Origin of the sequence: Alteromonas ponticola (genome assembly GCF_012911815.1) — a bacterium.
In the GTDB taxonomy this organism is placed as follows: Bacteria; Pseudomonadota; Gammaproteobacteria; order Enterobacterales; family Alteromonadaceae; genus Alteromonas; species Alteromonas ponticola.
Window position 1 is genome coordinate 230,739 of record NZ_JAATNW010000001.1, and the last position, 17,490, is coordinate 248,228.

A 17,490-nucleotide genomic window follows, 5' to 3' on the forward strand; every position below is an offset into this window, starting at 1 on the left:
CTACGTATTCTATTTTTCTAAGGCATTTAAAAAATTAGCAATTTTGACTGCGTCACTGGTTTGTTTTACATCATGAACGCGCAATATTTTCGCCCCGTTTAATGCAGCGATTGTAGCGACAGAAATATTTCCTGCCAATCTTTCATTTACGTCGTTGTTAAGCAGATTTCCCAGCATAGACTTATTCGACATGCCCACTAAAAGTGGCACATTCCCATACCCCACCTCTTTTAAATGCTTTAGCAACTGATAATTGTGCTGAAGCGTTTTTCCGAAGCCGAAACCTGGGTCAAGCAAAATAGCATCTTCTGCAATGCCGGCATGGATGCATGCGTCTACACGTTGCTTGAAAAACAAGTTGACATCATTAATCACATCGCTGTAATTCGGATCAATTTGCATGGTCTGTGGTGAGCCCTGCATATGCATCAAACACACGGGTAAATTAAGTTGCGCCGCAGTACTTAGTGCATCAGGACGGGTAAGCGCATAAACGTCATTAATAAGTTCGGCGCCAGCGGCGGCGGCTTCTTTCATCACCACCGCTTTATTGGTATCAACTGAAATGACGCACCCAGACTCTCTGGCCAGCGCTTCAATAATTGGAATAACACGATCTAATTCTTCGGCTTCACTTACTGCCTTTGCACCAGGGCGCGTTGATTCACCCCCAATATCAATAAAACTAGCACCCTGTTCTTCCATTTCGCACGCATGCTGCAAAGCGGACGAAATTGAGTTATATCGTCCACCATCAGAAAATGAATCAGGAGTAACATTTAAGATGCCCATCACGTGCGCAATGGAAAGATCTACGATTTTATCTTTAAATTTCATATTTGGAAAAGCGGGTGTCAGGACATTTAATTGAGGCAATAAAAAACGCCAGAAAAAGTTCTGGCGCGTCTTTTTACTTTTTAACCAGGCAGATCACCAGGTTTTCCCACTGACGGCTTGTCCACACCATCGTCGGTAATTTCCCCCTCACGCTGGGGGGTGCCACCGGTAGGTTTGTCACCACCACTTGGCGTACGGTCGTCCCAGTCTGCAGGCGGTCTAACTTCGCGACGAGCCATCAAGTCGTCAATTTGCTTGGCGTCGATAGTTTCATACTTCATCAGCGCGTCTTTCATGGTATGCAGAATATCCACGTTCTCTTCAAGAATACGCTTAGCACGTTCGTAATTTGAATCGATGATCGCTTTGATTTCAGCATCAATTGCTCTGGCTGTATCATCCGACATGTGAGATGCCTTGGACATTGTTTTGCCAAGAAACACTTCACCTTCTTCTTCTGCGTACAACATTGGGCCCATCTTCGTCGACAGCCCCCACTGCGTAACCATTTTACGTGCTATATCGGTGGCACGTTCGATGTCGTTAGACGCACCCGTGGTCACTTTTTCATCACCGAATATAATCTGTTCGGCAATTCGGCCACCAAACAAGCTTGAAATCATGCTTTCAAGATGTTGCTTTGAATGGCTAACCCTGTCCTGCTCAGGCAAGTACATGGTAACACCCAGTGCTCTGCCGCGAGGAATAATTGACACTTTATATACTGGGTCGTGTTCTGGAACCAACCGACCTACAATGGCATGCCCAGCTTCATGGTAAGCCGTCATTGCTTTTTCGTCCTCAGACATCACCATCGACTTACGCTCAGCGCCCATCATGATCTTGTCTTTGGCTTTGTCAAATTCTTCCATGTTGACCAAACGCTTATTCGATCTGGCTGCAAATAAAGCCGCTTCGTTTACAAGGTTCGCTAAGTCAGCCCCGGAGAAGCCTGGTGTTCCGCGCGCAATCACCGATGGTTCGACATTATCAGCAATAGGCACTTTACGAATATGTACTTTAAGTATCTGTTCACGACCACGGATATCGGGGAGACCTACAATCACCTGACGGTCAAATCGTCCCGGTCTTAACAGCGCTGGGTCAAGCACGTCTGGACGGTTGGTTGCGGCAATCACGATAATACCTTCATGACCTTCAAACCCATCCATTTCAACCAGCATCTGGTTCAACGTCTGTTCACGTTCATCGTGTCCGCCACCCAGGCCAGCACCACGTTGGCGACCTACTGCATCGATTTCGTCGATAAAGATAATACATGGCGCCGCTTTTTTAGCCTGTTCGAACATGTCACGCACCCGGGATGCACCCACGCCCACAAACATTTCGACAAAGTCAGAGCCTGAAATAGTGAAGAAAGGCACTTTTGCTTCACCAGCAATGGCTTTTGCCAGCAACGTTTTACCGGTTCCAGGAGGACCTACCATAAGCACGCCCTTAGGAATTTTTCCACCCAGTTTCTGGAACTTGCTCGGATCTTTCAGGAAGTCGACTAATTCAGCAACATCTTCTTTGGCTTCATCACAGCCAGCAACATCGGCAAACGTCGTTTTGATTTGGTCTTCACCAAGCAGACGCGCTTTGCTTTTTCCAAACGACATTGCACCGCGGCCACCGCCGCCCTGCATTTGACGCATGAAAAATATCCACACAGCAATAAGCAGTAACATGGGGAACCAGGAAATGAAGATAGACGTTAAAATTGATGGTTCTTCAGGCGGCTCGCCTAAAATGCGCACATCTTGTTTAACCAAGTCAGATACCAGTTGATCATCAAAGTATGGAATATAGGTGACAAACGACTCGCCATTACGCTTTGTGCCGCGGATTTCACGGGCGTCACTGTTAATGCGCACCTCACGAATATTCCCTTGATTTGCTTCTTTCAGGAAGGTTGTGTAGTCCGTTTGTGCTCGAGTCGATTCGCTAGGAGAAAAACTCTGGAACACCGACATCAACACAACCGCTATGACCAACCATAAGATTAAATTTTTTGCCATATCGCTCAATGCTATTAACCTCTGTTAAAGACAACACGGTGTTTAATAATAAGCAGCAATTTTCCTACCATATTATCAATACATCAGGTTGTATTTAGTAATGCGTTACCTACCAAAAGGGTACTACACTTTAGTTTCACACGCTACCAATAACCAAGCCATTAAACGACATCGTCATGTGCTGATAGCGAACTCGAAAAGTTAAAATTACGCGCCTAATTGTTTCTGGCCTAACGTAGAAACTTACCCGTTATCGTTAAATTGTGGCGCTTTTAGCAAATACAACCTCCATTTATAAAATAATGTGTGCTGTATCGGTAACTTGCCAGCCAATCGATGACGAAAAATTATCTGCATAGTTTTATCAGTCAGCCATAGCTATACGCATTCACTGAAATTCTCGTTTAATAACGCATGCGATTAAATAACGACGGCATAAACACGTGTAAAAAGTCCATGGTATACCGCCTTTTTTACCAACTTGAAACGATCGGTAAACATCAATTTTTGTTTTTCGATGTTAAACTGGTTAGGATTGTTCGGCAGAAGACGTTAGAATAAGTAAATCAACGTCTCATCCACTATTTTAATTGTAAGAATTTTTAATAATGAAACTTTCAACTAAACAAAAACAGTTTCTTAAAGGACTGGCTCATTCTCTTAAACCAGTCGTTCAGCTTGGTGCCAACGGTCTCACTGAAGGCGTGGTAGCAGAAATAGAAAATGCATTAAGTCACCATGAACTAATAAAAGTAAAAGTGCCTTCTGACGATCGTGAAGAAAAGGCGCTGATCATGGATGCCATAGTGCGAGAAACTCAGGCTGTTAAACTTCAGGTAATCGGACACACGCTGGTACTTTATCGCCCCAGCGAAGAGAAGAAAATTCAATTACCGAAATAAGATTTAGTCAATTGCGGGTTAAATTGACGCAATCATCTTGTAAGCCCTACAAAAGAAGGAATAACAATGAAATTAGACGGAGCCACAGCCATTGTAACGGGTGGCTGTTCTGGCTTAGGCCATGCTACTGCCATTGCGTTACGTGAAGCAGGCGTAAATGTTGCGCTATTTGATCTTAATGAAGAACTCGGTAATCAACGGGTCTCTGAATTAGGCGCGGAACAAACCCTGTTTTGCCAGGTTGACGTACGTGATGAAGCGTCGGTTAGTCAAGCGATAGAAAAAGCGTCAGCCGAATTCGGTGACATCCACTTGTTGGTTAATTGTGCAGGCATAGCCCCTGCAAAACGTTTACTCGACAAAGAAGGACAACCTGCTCCTTTAGACGGTTTTCAAAAAACCATTGATATCAACCTGGTCGGTAGCTTTAACGTAGCAAGGTTGGTCGCAGCAAAAATGGCAACACAACCCCCACAGGGTGAAGCTAATGAGCGCGGCTTGATCATCAATACGGCGTCGGTGGCAGGCTACGAAGGACAAATTGGACAAACTGCTTATGCAGCAAGTAAAGCGGGTATTATTGGGTTAACCTTACCCATGGCGCGTGATTTAGCCCCGCTTGGCATTAGAGTAAACACCATTGCACCGGGTGTTATGGGTACGCCAATGCTATTAGCAATGCCAGATAAAGTGCAGGATGCATTAACTGCCAATGTTCAATTTCCCAAACGACTGGGCTTACCCGCTGAGTTTGCCAAACTGGTCATCCACATGCTGGATAATGCGTATCTGAACGGAGAAACAGTGCGTTTGGACGGCGCATTGAGAATGCCGCCCAAATAAGTTATTCCACAGAGGGCTAAACACCCTCTGTTATTCCCCACCATTTACGGTTAAGGCAATATTGTAGAGGCGGTTAACCGCATGATAATTAATCGTATTTTTGGGATAGCGCCCTTTACTGTTAATTATTCCTGCTTCTTTATTCATCAATAATGTCAGTGCCTGGTCGACGGTTTCAACGGTAAAGATTCTGAATTGCTCTTTTTTCACTGCATTGATAACCGCTTTGTCTAACACCAGATTAATGGCGTTGGATTTAGGGATAACCACCCCCTGCTCACCATTTAGGCCGCGATGCTGACATAAATCGAAAAAGCCTTCAATTTTCTCGTTAACGCCCCCCACGGCCTGCACTTCCCCATACTGATTAATGGAACCGGTGACCGCCAGATTCTGCGTGGCCGGGATTTCCGTCAATGCGGAAATCAGTGCAATCAGTTCGCCCAGAGATGCGCTATCGCCATCAATATGACCATAAGATTGCTCCAGCGCAATATTAGCGGACAAGGTCAGGGGAAAATGTTGCGCATATTTATTGCCGAGGTATCCTGTTAGTAGCATGACGCCCTTGGAGTGGATAGATTGACCCAACTCCACTTCCCTCTCAATATCTACCACGCCACTTGCGCCTGCATAAACGGTAGAGGTAATTCTGGCGGGCGTACCAAAAGTAGAATCACCGATGTCCAACACGGTTAAGCCGTTAACTTTTCCAACCGCGTTGCCTTCAGTGGCAATAAGCACATGACCTTCTTTAATATCATCAAGCAGACTCTGGCTCACACGTCCGGTGCGACGTTTTTTTGCCTCTAACGCTGTGGTTAAGTGTTCCAATTCAAGCTTATCGGTACTGGCCTTATCGCAAAAGTATTTGGCCTCATGTATAAGCTCAATGACATCGGCAAAATGTGCTGAAAGTCGTTTTTGATGTTCTGCCATGCGCAGCGAGTATTCGACCAAACGTTGCATCGCTGCTAAGGAAATATCACTGATACCGAGTTCAGCGAGTTCCCGTTTCACTCTGCCAATGAAATCAAACTGCGACTGCCGGGTAAGTGAAATATCCGGCTCGAAGTCAACTAATACCCGGAATAACTCCATAAATTCTTCATCATAATCCTGCAAGGTGTAATACAACTCACGGGAGCCGAACAGTACTATTTTGACATTGAGCTCGACAGGTTGCGGGTTCAATGTCATGGCATTAACCATACCCACATCCTGCTGCGGCAGTTCCATTTTCAATGAACTGGATTTGATCGCCAGCTTAAGTGTTTCCCATACGTAAGGCTGTTCTATCAAGCGCTCAACGTCGAGCAACAGGTAACCACCGTTAGCTTTATGTAAGGCACCGGGACGAATCATCCGATAATTGGTGTACACATTACCGTGTATGCTGGTGTACTCCATTTTACCAAATAAGTTCTGATAATTAGGATTGGGTTCATAAATAATCGGTGCGCATGCGTTTATATCATGGCCCATTAGAACATTAGGAAGATATAGCTCTTCGAGTAATGCGCGACGTTCCTGTTCATCTAACTTGTCCTCTTTGCTTTCTTCTATCAAAGTAGACACGATGGTATCGATCAAATGCCCTTTCATCCGTCGCAGATATTTAAGAATCGCCAGATTTGATGCATAGGCATGTTCAAGTTTTTTAAGCAGTGGCTTGATGCAATTTTCAATGGTCTGGCGATTTAACTCACGTAGTCGCTCTGAGTTTTCCCGTTTCCATGCGGGCAGACTCAGAAGGCTCTCGCTCAAGCGGTTTTCCAGCTCGTCGATAAGTTGGTAAAAATAGTCCCGTTGCTCTTCGCTAAGCTTAGAAAATTCAGTGTCGGTAATGGGTGAACCGTCGACAATCGGAGCAAAACTGATGGTGCCGCCATCTTCCAGCAACGCGACCTGATTGGCCTGGGCGAATCGTTCAACAGAATCAATTGCCTGGTCATAACGCTGGTCAAATTCTCTTCCAATCGCTGATTTTCTGCGTTGGTATCCTGGGTTATCAAACGCTGCAGGGAACGTATCAAGCAACTCGTCGATAAGTTGACTGACATCTTTTACAAAAGCCCGCGCCCCGCCAGCTTGCATTCGCAATACAAAAGGCTCCCGCTCTTCATCAAAGTTATTGATAAGACACCAATCATCTGGCGTGGGTAAACTATTCGCATGCCGTTGCAGATAGTCACGAACCAGGGTGTAGCGACCGGTAGCGGCTTCACCCATTACATAAAAATTGTATCCTTTGGCTTTCATACCCAAGCCAAAGGTGAGTGCCTCGCGCGCCCGCTCCTGTCCGATAAACGTTGCGCTGATAGATTGATCATCTTCAAGCGCTTGCTTTATTTTGCTGCGTTCTATTTGCGGGGATAACTGCTTCGAAGTAAGAGGCAAAATTGCTTGGATGCCTGACATATTCTGTTCATTAGATTTCTTTGTGCTAAGTGAAACGTGATTAGGCTTCTCTGTCAAACACTTCCTAGCGTACTAAAGCAAAAATTATCCTTGCCGAACACAACCTGTTTTATCTACGCTATGCTGATAAAGCTGACAAAAGAAATAATCAGCGTTTGATGACACGGGGTAGTGAGGAAAATACAGTATGGTTAAACGAATACTTCTGATAATAAGTGCAGTGATTTTACCGGTTAAGGCCAACGTGCTGCACGTTGACAATGCAGGTTTCATTATCGAAAACGAAATTGTTACAACCCATTCTGCGAAAAAAGTCTGGCATGCCTTGATTAATGACGTCGACAAATGGTGGCCCAAAGATCACAGTTGGTGGAATGGTACGTTTACTATCGCGCCCTCTGCCGGAGGATGCTTTTGCGAGAAAAAAGGCAAACAGCAAGCCCAGCACATGCAGGTTACCTTTGTCGATCCAGCAAGAATGTTACGCATGACAGGGGGCCTTGGACCGCTGCAGGGAATGGGGGTGTATGGCGCGTTAAACTGGCAATTTGAAAGCGTCGACAACGGCACCAAAGTTACCCTGACCTATTACGCTCAGGGTTATCGTCCAGAAGGGTTCGCTGATTTTGCCCCGGTGGTGGCAAAAGTCCAACATCAGCAACTTAACGCCTTAAAATCGTACATTGAAACAAACAACACCAAATAGATTGACCCATCAAAGACGATCAGACAGAGAAGAAAAGGCTAGCCGCTATTGTGATAGACCGTGGCCTTGAGGTATTCTAGTAGACTGAGATTTTTAAACCATACAGTCTATAAGCGGAAGCCTTTTTTTCATGGCCGAAAAACAGTACAACCCAAAACAAATTGAGCAGTCTGTCCAGCAAAACTGGGAAGCCAATCAAACATTTAAAGCCAGTACCCAACCTGAAAAAGAAAAATTCTATTGTTTGAGTATGTTCCCGTATCCGAGTGGGCGGTTGCATATGGGGCACGTACGTAACTATACCATTGGCGATGTTATCAGCCGTTTCCAGCGTATGCAGGGAAAAAACGTGCTGCAACCCATGGGCTGGGACGCGTTTGGTCTACCTGCAGAAAATGCTGCGATCAACAATAATTCTGCACCTGCCAAATGGACCTACGCCAATATTGAATACATGAAAGGTCAGTTGAAGTCGTTGGGTTTTGGCTATGACTGGGACCGGGAAGTGGCCACGTGTAAAGCAGAATATTATCGCTGGGAACAATGGTTTTTCACTCGCCTGTTTGAAAAGGGTCTGGTTTATAAAAAGAATTCAACGGTAAACTGGGATCCCATTGACCAGACTGTATTGGCTAACGAGCAGGTTATTGATGGTCGAGGCTGGCGTTCAGGTGCCTTGGTTGAACAAAAAGAAATTCCCCAATGGTTTATTAAAATTACTGATTATGCAGAGGAATTACTCAGTGATTTAGAACAATTACCTGAATGGCCAGATCAGGTAAAAGCCATGCAGGCCAACTGGATTGGCCGTTCCGAAGGGGTAGAAATTACTTTTGATATGGTTGAGCAGGATGCACCGGTTAATTCTGTTACCGTGTACACTACCCGTCCCGATACGGTATTTGGGGTCACCTATCTGGCAGTTGCCGCCCAGCACCCCTTAGCGGAGTTTGCTGCCAGAACCAACCCGGAACTTGCTGCTTTTATCGACTCATGCAAAAACACCAAAGTGGCTGAAGCTGAGTTGGCAACAATGGAAAAACAAGGCTTTGCTACCGGACTTTCTGTAATTCATCCTTTGACGAAACAAGCTATCCCAGTGTGGGTGGCCAACTTTGTATTGATGGAGTACGGCTCAGGCGCGGTGATGTCTGTTCCCGCCCATGACCAACGCGACTGGGAATTTGCTCAACAATACACGCTACCTTTGAAACAGGTGATCACCGCAGCAGATGATCAGGATGTGGATTTAACCCAGGCGGCCTTTACTGAAAAAGGTCAATTGATCAACTCTGATAGCTTCAACGGGCTTGATTTCAGTGCCGCGTTCGACAAGATTGCCGCTGAATTGGAAGCTATGGGTCACGGTAAACGAAAAATTAACTACCGTCTTCGCGATTGGGGCGTAAGCAGACAGCGTTATTGGGGCGCGCCTATCCCTATGTTAAATCTGGATAATGGCGAGTCCGTCCCGGTACCTGCAGACCAGTTACCGGTGGTACTGCCAGAAGATGTGGTTATGGACGGGGTGACCTCGCCGATTAAAGCTGACCCGGAATGGTCCACTGCTACATATAATGGGCAACCGGCCTATCGTGAGACGGATACCTTCGATACCTTTATGGAATCTTCGTGGTATTACGCGCGTTACACCAGTGCGCTGGAAAAAGAGGCAATGCTGAATCCGCAGGAGGCCAACTACTGGCTGCCAGTTGATCAATATATTGGTGGTATTGAGCACGCCATACTGCATCTGCTGTACGCACGCTTTTTCCATAAACTTTTGCGTGATGAGGGACTGGTTCAATCGGACGAGCCCTTTAAAAAGCTGCTGTGTCAGGGCATGGTACTGGCTGATTCATTTTACAGTGAAGATGAAAACGGCAAGAAAACCTGGCATGCCCCCACCGATGTAGCGACGGAGAAAGATGATAAGGGACGGATTGTTAAAGCCTGGTTAATCAAGACCAAAGAGCCGGTCATTCCTGGCGGCATGACCAAAATGTCTAAGTCAAAAAATAACGGCATTGATCCCCAACAGGTTATCGACCAGTATGGTGCCGATACCGTAAGGTTATTTACCATGTTTGCCGCTCCGCCGGAGCAGACCCTGGAATGGGTAGACTCGGGCGTTGAAGGTGCAAACCGATTTTTACGTCGGGTATGGAAGCTGGTGCATGACCATCTGGAAGTTGAAGCGGTTGACCAATTAGATTTTTCAAATTTAAACAATGGGCAAAAATCGTTGCGTCGCGAAGTGCATAAAACGATTGAGAAGGTGACCGATGATTTAGGTCGTCGTCAAACGTTTAATACCGCCATTGCAGCGATCATGGAATTGCTGAACCACCTTCAGAAAGCGCCTGCGGATTCGCCAGAAGACCATATGGTAATGCGTGAAGCAGTAGAATCTATCGTGCTGTTACTCAATCCTATCACGCCGCATATCTGTCATCAGCTATGGCTGGATCTTGGACATGCAACACCGATAGAGCAAGTTGACTGGCCAAAGGCCGACGCGTCCGCTTTAGTCGAGGATGAAAAACTCATCATTGTTCAGGTCAATGGAAAATTGCGGGCAAAAATCACCGTGTCGGCTCAGGCCAGCGAAGACGATGTGAAAGCGACGGCAATGGAACAGCCCAATGTGACTCAGTTTACTGAGGGCAAAACCGTGCGTAAAGTGATCGTGGTGCCAGGCAAACTAGTCAACATAGTTGCAAACTAATGACAGTAGTCCGATTACTCGTTATTGTTAGCTTTATCATACTGATTGTGGCGTGTGGTTTTAAGTTACGCGGCGATCACCGCCTGCCTGCTGGTTATGATGTGCTGCACGTGGAAGCAATGCAAAACCACGCCCCCTTACAGCGTGCGTTGGTGCAACGGTTGGATATTTACAATATTAAACTGGTTGAACGCCGGGATAACGCCAATCTTGCATCATCCATATTGATTTCACTGGCACCAGAAAAGCTGGAGCGACGGTTGCTCTCGGTATTTTCCACCGGTCAGGTAGCTGAATATGAACTGATCCTGGGTGTGCCTTATACAGTTAGATTTGGTGCAAACGATGTCATGGACGCCTATTTTGAGGTTGTCCGCGATTACCAGGACGACCCGGATCAAGTATTGGCAAAGTCCAAAGAACTTGAATTAGTGCTCAGTGAAATGCGTCGTGAAGCGGCCGATCGGATTATACGCCGATTGGCCAGTCAGTCGTCAGCCGTATACTAACCCGAACCCTTTTATGCAAGTTTATCCAAATCGTTTCAACGAATCATTAACCAAGGGACTTAAACCCTTTTACATGTTGTTTGGTGATGAGCCACAGCAAAAAATTGAGATGATTGACACTGTTCGCGAACAAACCAAGCGCGCGGGTTTTGATGAGCGAACCACCTTTGTCGCTGACAGCGATTTTTCATGGTCACAGCTGATCGAGGCCTGTCAGACTATGTCGCTGTTTGCCAGCAGACAGCTCATCGAACTGGAATTACCTACCGGTAAACCGGGAACTGAAGGTAGTAAAACCCTGGCCTCGCTCGCGACCCAGACTAACGATGACGTTATCATTGTTGTGCATGGTCCGCGAATCGGGAAAGATGTGCAAAAAAGTAAGTGGTTTAAAGCGCTGGACGCCGTTGGTGTTCACAGCATCTGTTATCCGCTTGAAGGCAATGCACTAAGCCAATGGATTAACCACCGCTGCACCCAGGCAAAATTACAACTGGATAACGCCTGCATTAAACGCCTGGCGGATTTTTGCGAAGGCAATTTATTAGCGGCACGACAAGAAATAGAGAAGCTCGCCCTGCTCTACCCACAGACCCATATCACCCTTGAGTTGATGGATAAAGCGCTGGTTGATCAATCCAGATTCAATGTTTTTCAGCTTGTTGACGTGATGTTAAATGGCGATAAGCAACGCTGTGTTAAAATGTTACTGCGTCTGGAAAGTGAAGGAATCGAACCTAACATCATTATATGGGCGTTTATCAGAGAGTGGCAGACGTTATGGTCGCTACATCATTTACGCAGCACCAATCAGGCTATTACCTGGCAAAAATTTGGCATCTGGCAAAATCGGCAGGCTTACTATCAGGCGGCTTTGAACCGCTTGAACAAGACGCATCTTGAAACCATTCGTGACCAATTGCAGCAGGCAGACTTGTTATTTAAGCAAACAACGGTGAGCAAGCCGTATATTAAACTGTGCCACCTCTGCATGCTTTTTTTAGCGATGCCAATCAATCAATATCAGGTTGCCAGCTAAGTGAACGACAATGCTACGTCCATCGCAATTCTGGGTGGAACTTTTAATCCTCCACACTTTGGTCACATAGAGCCTGCGTTGGCAGCAATTGATTCTATCGGTGCTGACAAACTTGGGCTAATGCCGTGTAAAGTGCCGCCACATAAGTCGCTTAAAGAGGCAAACGAAACGCACAGAATTGAGATGACCAGGCTTGCATGTCAAGTTGATCGCAGAATGTATGTGGAACTGTGCGAACTTTCGATGCCTGCGCCTTCTTACAGTGTAAAAACCCTGCAAGCACTTCGCCAAAATCATCCTGATAAAACGATCTTTTTTTTAATGGGCGAAGATTCGTTTTATCAGCTGAGTAGCTGGTATAATTGGCAGGCACTGACTGATTTTTGTCATCTCGTGGTGATGCGTCGGGAAATGAATAACACTGTCTTACCTGCACAGCAAACCGCCTGGATGTCACCGAGAAAGGCCGAAATTCATCCAAAAACATTGCGTGCACTTGCAGGTAACATATTTTTTGTTGAGACCCCTTACTATTCGGTTTCATCAACGCAAATCCGACAAGCAGTTGCGGATTATGTCACTGCTGATTCGGCGGCTGCAACACACATTGAGCAGCAAATAATTAAGTGGCTCCCTGAGCCCGTATTCAACTATATTAAAGCTAACCGACTGTATCATTCAGTCACTTCGTAGATAGAGGAGCAACATTGGAGAGTCAACAACTCAAGCAATTTGTTAAAGACAAAATTGACGATATGAAAGGCCGTGATGTTCTAGAGCTGGATGTACAGGGTAAATCATCGATTACCGATACCATGATCATCTGTTCAGGAAATTCAAAACGTCACGTTATCTCAATAGCTGACAAGGTATTGGTAGAAACCAAACACGCTGGCCACCCACCTTTGAACGTTGAAGGAAAAGAAAGTGGTGAATGGGTGCTGGTTGACCTTGGCGACGTCATCGTGCATGTTATGCAGGATGAAACCCGTGACTTTTATCAACTGGAAAAGCTGTGGGCCTGACAATCCTGTCCTGAACTAATGTGGTAATACAATAACGTGCGCATTCAAATCGTCGCTGTTGGTACGAAAATGCCCGACTGGGTCAACCAGGGAGTAAATGAATTTTTACGCAGGTTTGGTCCGGATATGGATGTATTTTTCACGCCCGTTAGCGCGGGTAAACGAGGTAAGAACGCTGATATCCCCCGTATTCTAAAAGCGGAGGGAGAAGCGATGCTTTCTCACGTGGATAAAAATCACCGTATCGTCACTCTGGAAGTCAACGGCAAGCCCTGGTCAACTGAACAACTGGCCACACAGTTGGATAATTGGAAGATGGATGGTCGTGACATCAGTATGCTGATTGGTGGGCCCGAAGGTTTATCACCTGCATGTATTGCCGCTGCGGATCAGAAATGGTCACTATCCCCGCTGACGCTGCCGCACCCATTAGTCAGAATCATTGTGGCAGAAAGTTTATATCGGGCATGGACGGTTACCCAGAATCATCCGTACCACCGCGAGTAAACGCAGTTTATGAGGAAACGACAGACCATCCGCGATCATACCGCCGAAGCAAACTTATTTGCCCGGCGCGCAACGGTAGCTATTCTGATCGTTTTTGTGATGTTAAGCATTATCGTCAGTAACTTGTATGTCCTGCAGGTTGAACAATATGAAGATTTTCAGACACGCTCAAATGGCAATCGTATTAAAGTATTACCCATTGCGCCGAACAGAGGGCTGATATACGACCGCAATGGGGTATTATTGGCAGAGAACCGGCCTGTATTCAGTCTTGAGCTGATACCTGAACAAATTGAAAACCTTCCGGTCACATTGGGTGAGCTCACCAAATTACTGGCGATCACCGATGAGGAAATAGAAAACTTTTTCGCCACCCTGCGTGGTCAGCGGCGCTTTAAGCCGGTAGCATTAAAAACGCTGCTAAATGAAGAAGAAGTGGCGCGATTTTCAGCGCAAAAACATCGCTTCCCCGGTGTCAGCATTGAGGCCAGATTGTCTCGCCACTATCCGTTTGCCAGCACACTCACCCATGTATTGGGTTATGTGGCTAAAATCAATAAAACCGATCTACAAAAGATTATCGAAGCGGGTCAGGAAGCCAATTACGCGGCAACCTATGACATTGGCAAGTTAGGGATTGAGAAGTTTCACGAAGATTTGCTGCACGGAACAGTTGGCTTTCAACAGGTTGAAGTGAATAATCAGGGTAGAATTATTCGGGTGTTAGATGTTGAGCCGCCCCAACCAGGCAAAGATATCGTACTTAACATCGATATCGAGCTACAACTAGCGGCACAGCAGCAACTGGAAGGTCAGCGTGGCTCGATTGTGGTCACTTCCCCGGAAACCGGCGGTGTGCTGGCGATGTATAGCAGCCCCAGTTATGACCCCAATTTATTTGTGCATGGCATTAGTCGAACGAATTACGCCGCGTTACTTAATTCTGAGGACCGCCCCCTCATCAACCGCGCAACCCAAGGCCAATACCCTCCTGCCTCTACCGTTAAGCCGCATCTTGCGCTATTAGGTCTTGAGCAGGAAGTGATAACTGCCAAAACATCAATCATTGACCATGGCCGCTACCGTTTACCCAATGTCGATCACGTTTGGCGTGACTGGAAACGCTGGGGGCATGGTAAAGTAAATGTAACTAAAGCGATTGAAGTGTCGTGCGATACGTTTTACTACGACTTGGCCTACCAGCTTGGTATAGATCGGATCAGTGAAGCAATGACCGAGTTTGGCTTTGGCGACTATACCGGCATTGACCTTTACGAAGAGTCAGATGCCAACATGCCCAGCCGTGGCTGGAAACGTGCTCGTTTCAACCAGCCCTGGTATATCGGTGATACCATTCCGGTAGGCATCGGCCAAAGTTTTTGGACCACCACTCCGATTCAGTTAACGCATACAATTAACGCGCTGATAAACCGCGGTGAAAGATACGTACCGCAGATCCTGCGTGGCTTCATGAGTGAAACCGGCACCATCGAATTAGAACCGTTAAAATCGCTGCGCCCGATTATTGTCAAACAACCCAAGAATTGGAATATCGTGCTGGATGCCATGTATGGGGTAGTTAACCGGGAAGATGGCACTGCCAAAGCTGCATTCAAGGATACCCCCTACGTGTCGGCTGGAAAAACGGGCACAGCACAGCTTTTTTCAGTCGGCCAAAACGAAAGTTACAAAGAAGAAGATGTTGCAGAACGTTTGAGAGACAATGCAATGTACGTCGGCTACGCCCCCTATGAAGCACCAGAAATGTCAATAACCGTGGTGCTTGAAAATGCCGGTGGCGGCAGTAGTAATGCAGCGCCTATTGCGCGCAATATGATGGATTTCTTCTTTCGCAATCATGCTTTTACGCCTCAACTGACTCAATCTGACAAATCTTTGGTGACTACTCATGAAACGCACGCAGATTAAGCCGAACCAGGTCACCATATTGCAGCGAGTACATATTGATGGTCCGTTGTTGTTTGGGCTGTTGGTCTTGATGGCGGTAGGCCTGGCCACGTTATTTTCGGCTACCGGCCAGGATCCGGGTCAATTACAGCGTCAATTCATGCGTATGGGGGTAGCCTTAGTGGTCATGCTGGCCATGGCTCAGGTGCCGCCGATGGCGTATCGCAGGCTGTCAATTTATGCTTTCGCGATAGGTATCATAATGCTTGTGGCCGTATTACTGTACGGTGATATAGGTAAAGGCGCTCAGCGCTGGCTGGACCTGAAAGTTATTCGCTTTCAGCCTTCTGAAATGATGAAACTGGCAGTACCCATGATGGTGGCGTGGTACATCAGCAATTACAATCTTCCACCCAAAACCAACCAGGTGTTTGTTGCCTTTGTCATTGTGGTCGTACCCACCGTTCTTATCGCCAAACAACCTGACCTGGGCACTTCACTGCTGATTGCCAGCTCGGGGATTTTTGCGATTTTTCTGGCTGGGATGAGTTGGCGGCTGATTGGTTTTCTTTCATTACTCGGTGGCGCGTTCCTACCGATTATGTGGTTTTTTCTGATGAAGGAATACCAAAAGCAGCGCGTCATTACCTTTATGAACCCGGAAAGCGATCCATTAGGCGCGGGCTATCACATTATCCAATCTAAAATTGCAATTGGTTCTGGCGGGCTGCATGGCAAAGGATGGCTTGAAGGTACGCAATCACAATTAGAGTTTTTACCTGAACGTCACACCGATTTTATTTTTTCTGTTTTCAGCGAAGAATTCGGTTTAGTGGGTGTACTGGGTCTGTTGGCCATTTATCTTTTCATCATTACCCGTGGATTAATTATCGCTAACCGCGCCCAGGATGCTTACAGCAAACTTCTTGCGGGCAGCATCACATTAACGTTCTTCGTTTATGTATTTGTTAATATGGGAATGGTCTCCGGATTGTTGCCGGTGGTGGGGGTCCCCTTACCTTTAGTGAGTCACGGCGGCACGTCGATGGTGACATTGATGGCAGGATTTGGCATGCTGATGGCCATAAGTACACAAAAAAGATTAATATCACGATAATGCGCTATGTAGTTGTTTTATTTTTGATGCTGGTTGTCGCTGGTTGTCAAGCACCCCCTCAGGGCCGATATAAACAGCGACACGATTCCGCCCCACTTTTTCAACACAAAGAAATCTCCATTGTGGACGCGGTTCCTAAATATGAACCTTACCGAACCTATAACAGCCGCCCTTACGAGGTACTGGGGCAGCGCTACTATCCGCTACAAACCGGTAAGGGATTTGAGGAAGAAGGGTATGCTTCCTGGTATGGCCAGAAGTTTCATGGTCATCTCACTTCCAATGGTGAGACCTACAACATGTTTGCGATGACCGCTGCGCATAAAACGTTACCCCTGCCCTCTTACGTACGCGTCACAAACCTTGAAAATAACCGTCAGGTTATCGTCCGAGTCAATGACCGCGGCCCGTTTCATTCTGACCGAATTATCGACCTGTCTTATGCAGCCTCGCATAAATTAGGTTATCAAAGTAAAGGTACCGCTAAGGTACACCTAGAGGTGATTCACTTTGATGAAGAAAATAATGTTACTGTGGGTCGTCAACCGACTGTGTCCTATGCAGAATACGCAGGGCTTGACAGTCCGCAAGACAACGTCACTGAAACCACCGAGTTAACTTTTACCACAGGTTTGTTTATTCAGGTGGCTGCGCTTACCGATATCGAACGCGCACGTTCGGTCTCCACCGTGCTCTCATCACTGTATCAGGTTCCCACTGCGATGCCGTTGGTGGATAATGTATATAAGCTGAGACTGGGGCCATTAACTGACAAGTTTCAAGCAAAAATGCTGTTAGCTGAATTGAAAAGGAATGGTTATCCCGGGGCGTACACCGTTGAGATGAATTTGTAACTTGCTTTTTGACGCGCTTAATTGAAGCAGAAATAAGTCAATTCCAGGGCTTTATGGTGGAATATTGTCAGTT

15 protein-coding genes are annotated in these 17,490 nt (G+C 46.4%); 12 read left to right on the top strand and 3 right to left on the bottom strand.

Translation table 11 applies throughout. The features are described from left to right. Positions 1–9: 9 nt before the first annotated feature. Both folP and ftsH read right to left on the bottom strand, forming a co-directional pair. Positions 10–837, bottom strand: a complete 828-nt coding sequence (gene folP, locus HCJ96_RS00900) for a dihydropteroate synthase (protein WP_169209146.1) — start codon at positions 835–837, stop codon at positions 10–12. Between the two features lie 80 nt (positions 838–917). Further along, the gene (gene ftsH, locus HCJ96_RS00905) at positions 918–2,867 is read right to left on the bottom strand and encodes an ATP-dependent zinc metalloprotease FtsH (RefSeq protein ID WP_169209147.1); all 1,950 of its coding nucleotides are present in this window, start codon (positions 2,865–2,867) and stop codon (positions 918–920) included. Positions 2,868–3,466: 599 nt separating this feature from the next. On the opposite strand from ftsH, the gene yhbY reads away from it, so the two are divergent. Both yhbY and HCJ96_RS00915 read left to right on the top strand, forming a co-directional pair. Continuing rightward, the gene (gene yhbY, locus HCJ96_RS00910) at positions 3,467–3,760 is read left to right on the top strand and encodes a ribosome assembly RNA-binding protein YhbY (RefSeq protein ID WP_169209148.1); all 294 of its coding nucleotides are present in this window, start codon (positions 3,467–3,469) and stop codon (positions 3,758–3,760) included. Between the two features lie 66 nt (positions 3,761–3,826). Continuing rightward, positions 3,827–4,603, top strand: coding sequence for an SDR family NAD(P)-dependent oxidoreductase (locus tag HCJ96_RS00915; RefSeq protein ID WP_169209149.1), 777 nt, complete (start codon positions 3,827–3,829; stop codon positions 4,601–4,603). A 30-nt stretch (positions 4,604–4,633) separates the two neighbouring features. Here HCJ96_RS00915 and HCJ96_RS00920 read toward each other — a convergent pair whose 3' ends face one another. Further along, positions 4,634–7,024, bottom strand: a complete 2,391-nt coding sequence (locus HCJ96_RS00920) for a Lon protease family protein (RefSeq protein ID WP_169209150.1) — start codon at positions 7,022–7,024, stop codon at positions 4,634–4,636. Positions 7,025–7,211: 187 nt separating this feature from the next. Between HCJ96_RS00920 and HCJ96_RS00925 the strand changes: the two genes are divergently transcribed. The 10 genes from HCJ96_RS00925 to HCJ96_RS00970 all read left to right on the top strand — a co-directional run bounded on the left by HCJ96_RS00925 (position 7,212) and on the right by HCJ96_RS00970 (position 17,417). Next, positions 7,212–7,730, top strand: a complete 519-nt coding sequence (locus HCJ96_RS00925; protein ID WP_169209151.1) for an SRPBCC family protein — start codon at positions 7,212–7,214, stop codon at positions 7,728–7,730. A gap of 130 nt (positions 7,731–7,860) precedes the next feature. Further along, complete coding sequence (leuS, locus tag HCJ96_RS00930) at positions 7,861–10,458, top strand: leucine--tRNA ligase (protein WP_169209152.1); 2,598 nt, start codon at positions 7,861–7,863, stop codon at positions 10,456–10,458. Next, the gene (locus tag HCJ96_RS00935) at positions 10,458–10,967 is read left to right on the top strand and encodes an LPS-assembly lipoprotein LptE (RefSeq protein ID WP_169209153.1); all 510 of its coding nucleotides are present in this window, start codon (positions 10,458–10,460) and stop codon (positions 10,965–10,967) included. Before leuS ends, HCJ96_RS00935 begins: the two co-directional genes overlap by 1 nt. A gap of 13 nt (positions 10,968–10,980) precedes the next feature. Beyond that, positions 10,981–12,006, top strand: a complete 1,026-nt coding sequence (gene holA / locus HCJ96_RS00940; RefSeq protein WP_169209154.1) for a DNA polymerase III subunit delta — start codon at positions 10,981–10,983, stop codon at positions 12,004–12,006. Next, the gene (gene nadD, locus HCJ96_RS00945; RefSeq protein ID WP_169209155.1) at positions 12,007–12,699 is read left to right on the top strand and encodes a nicotinate (nicotinamide) nucleotide adenylyltransferase; all 693 of its coding nucleotides are present in this window, start codon (positions 12,007–12,009) and stop codon (positions 12,697–12,699) included. A 14-nt stretch (positions 12,700–12,713) separates the two neighbouring features. Then, the gene (gene rsfS, locus HCJ96_RS00950; protein WP_169209156.1) at positions 12,714–13,031 is read left to right on the top strand and encodes a ribosome silencing factor; all 318 of its coding nucleotides are present in this window, start codon (positions 12,714–12,716) and stop codon (positions 13,029–13,031) included. A gap of 36 nt (positions 13,032–13,067) precedes the next feature. Continuing rightward, a complete protein-coding gene (gene rlmH / locus HCJ96_RS00955) occupies positions 13,068–13,538 on the top strand; it encodes a 23S rRNA (pseudouridine(1915)-N(3))-methyltransferase RlmH (protein ID WP_169209157.1) in 471 nt (156 codons plus the stop codon). A 9-nt stretch (positions 13,539–13,547) separates the two neighbouring features. Continuing rightward, positions 13,548–15,467, top strand: a complete 1,920-nt coding sequence (gene mrdA / locus HCJ96_RS00960) for a penicillin-binding protein 2 (protein WP_169209158.1) — start codon at positions 13,548–13,550, stop codon at positions 15,465–15,467. Continuing rightward, positions 15,448–16,563 (top strand): rod shape-determining protein RodA, encoded by a 1,116-nt coding sequence (gene rodA / locus HCJ96_RS00965; protein ID WP_169209159.1) that lies wholly within the window; start codon positions 15,448–15,450, stop codon positions 16,561–16,563. The genes mrdA and rodA overlap by 20 nt, the downstream gene beginning before the upstream one ends. Then, positions 16,563–17,417 (top strand): septal ring lytic transglycosylase RlpA family protein, encoded by an 855-nt coding sequence (locus HCJ96_RS00970; protein WP_169209160.1) that lies wholly within the window; start codon positions 16,563–16,565, stop codon positions 17,415–17,417. Before rodA ends, HCJ96_RS00970 begins: the two co-directional genes overlap by 1 nt. Positions 17,418–17,490 lie beyond the last annotated feature (73 nt).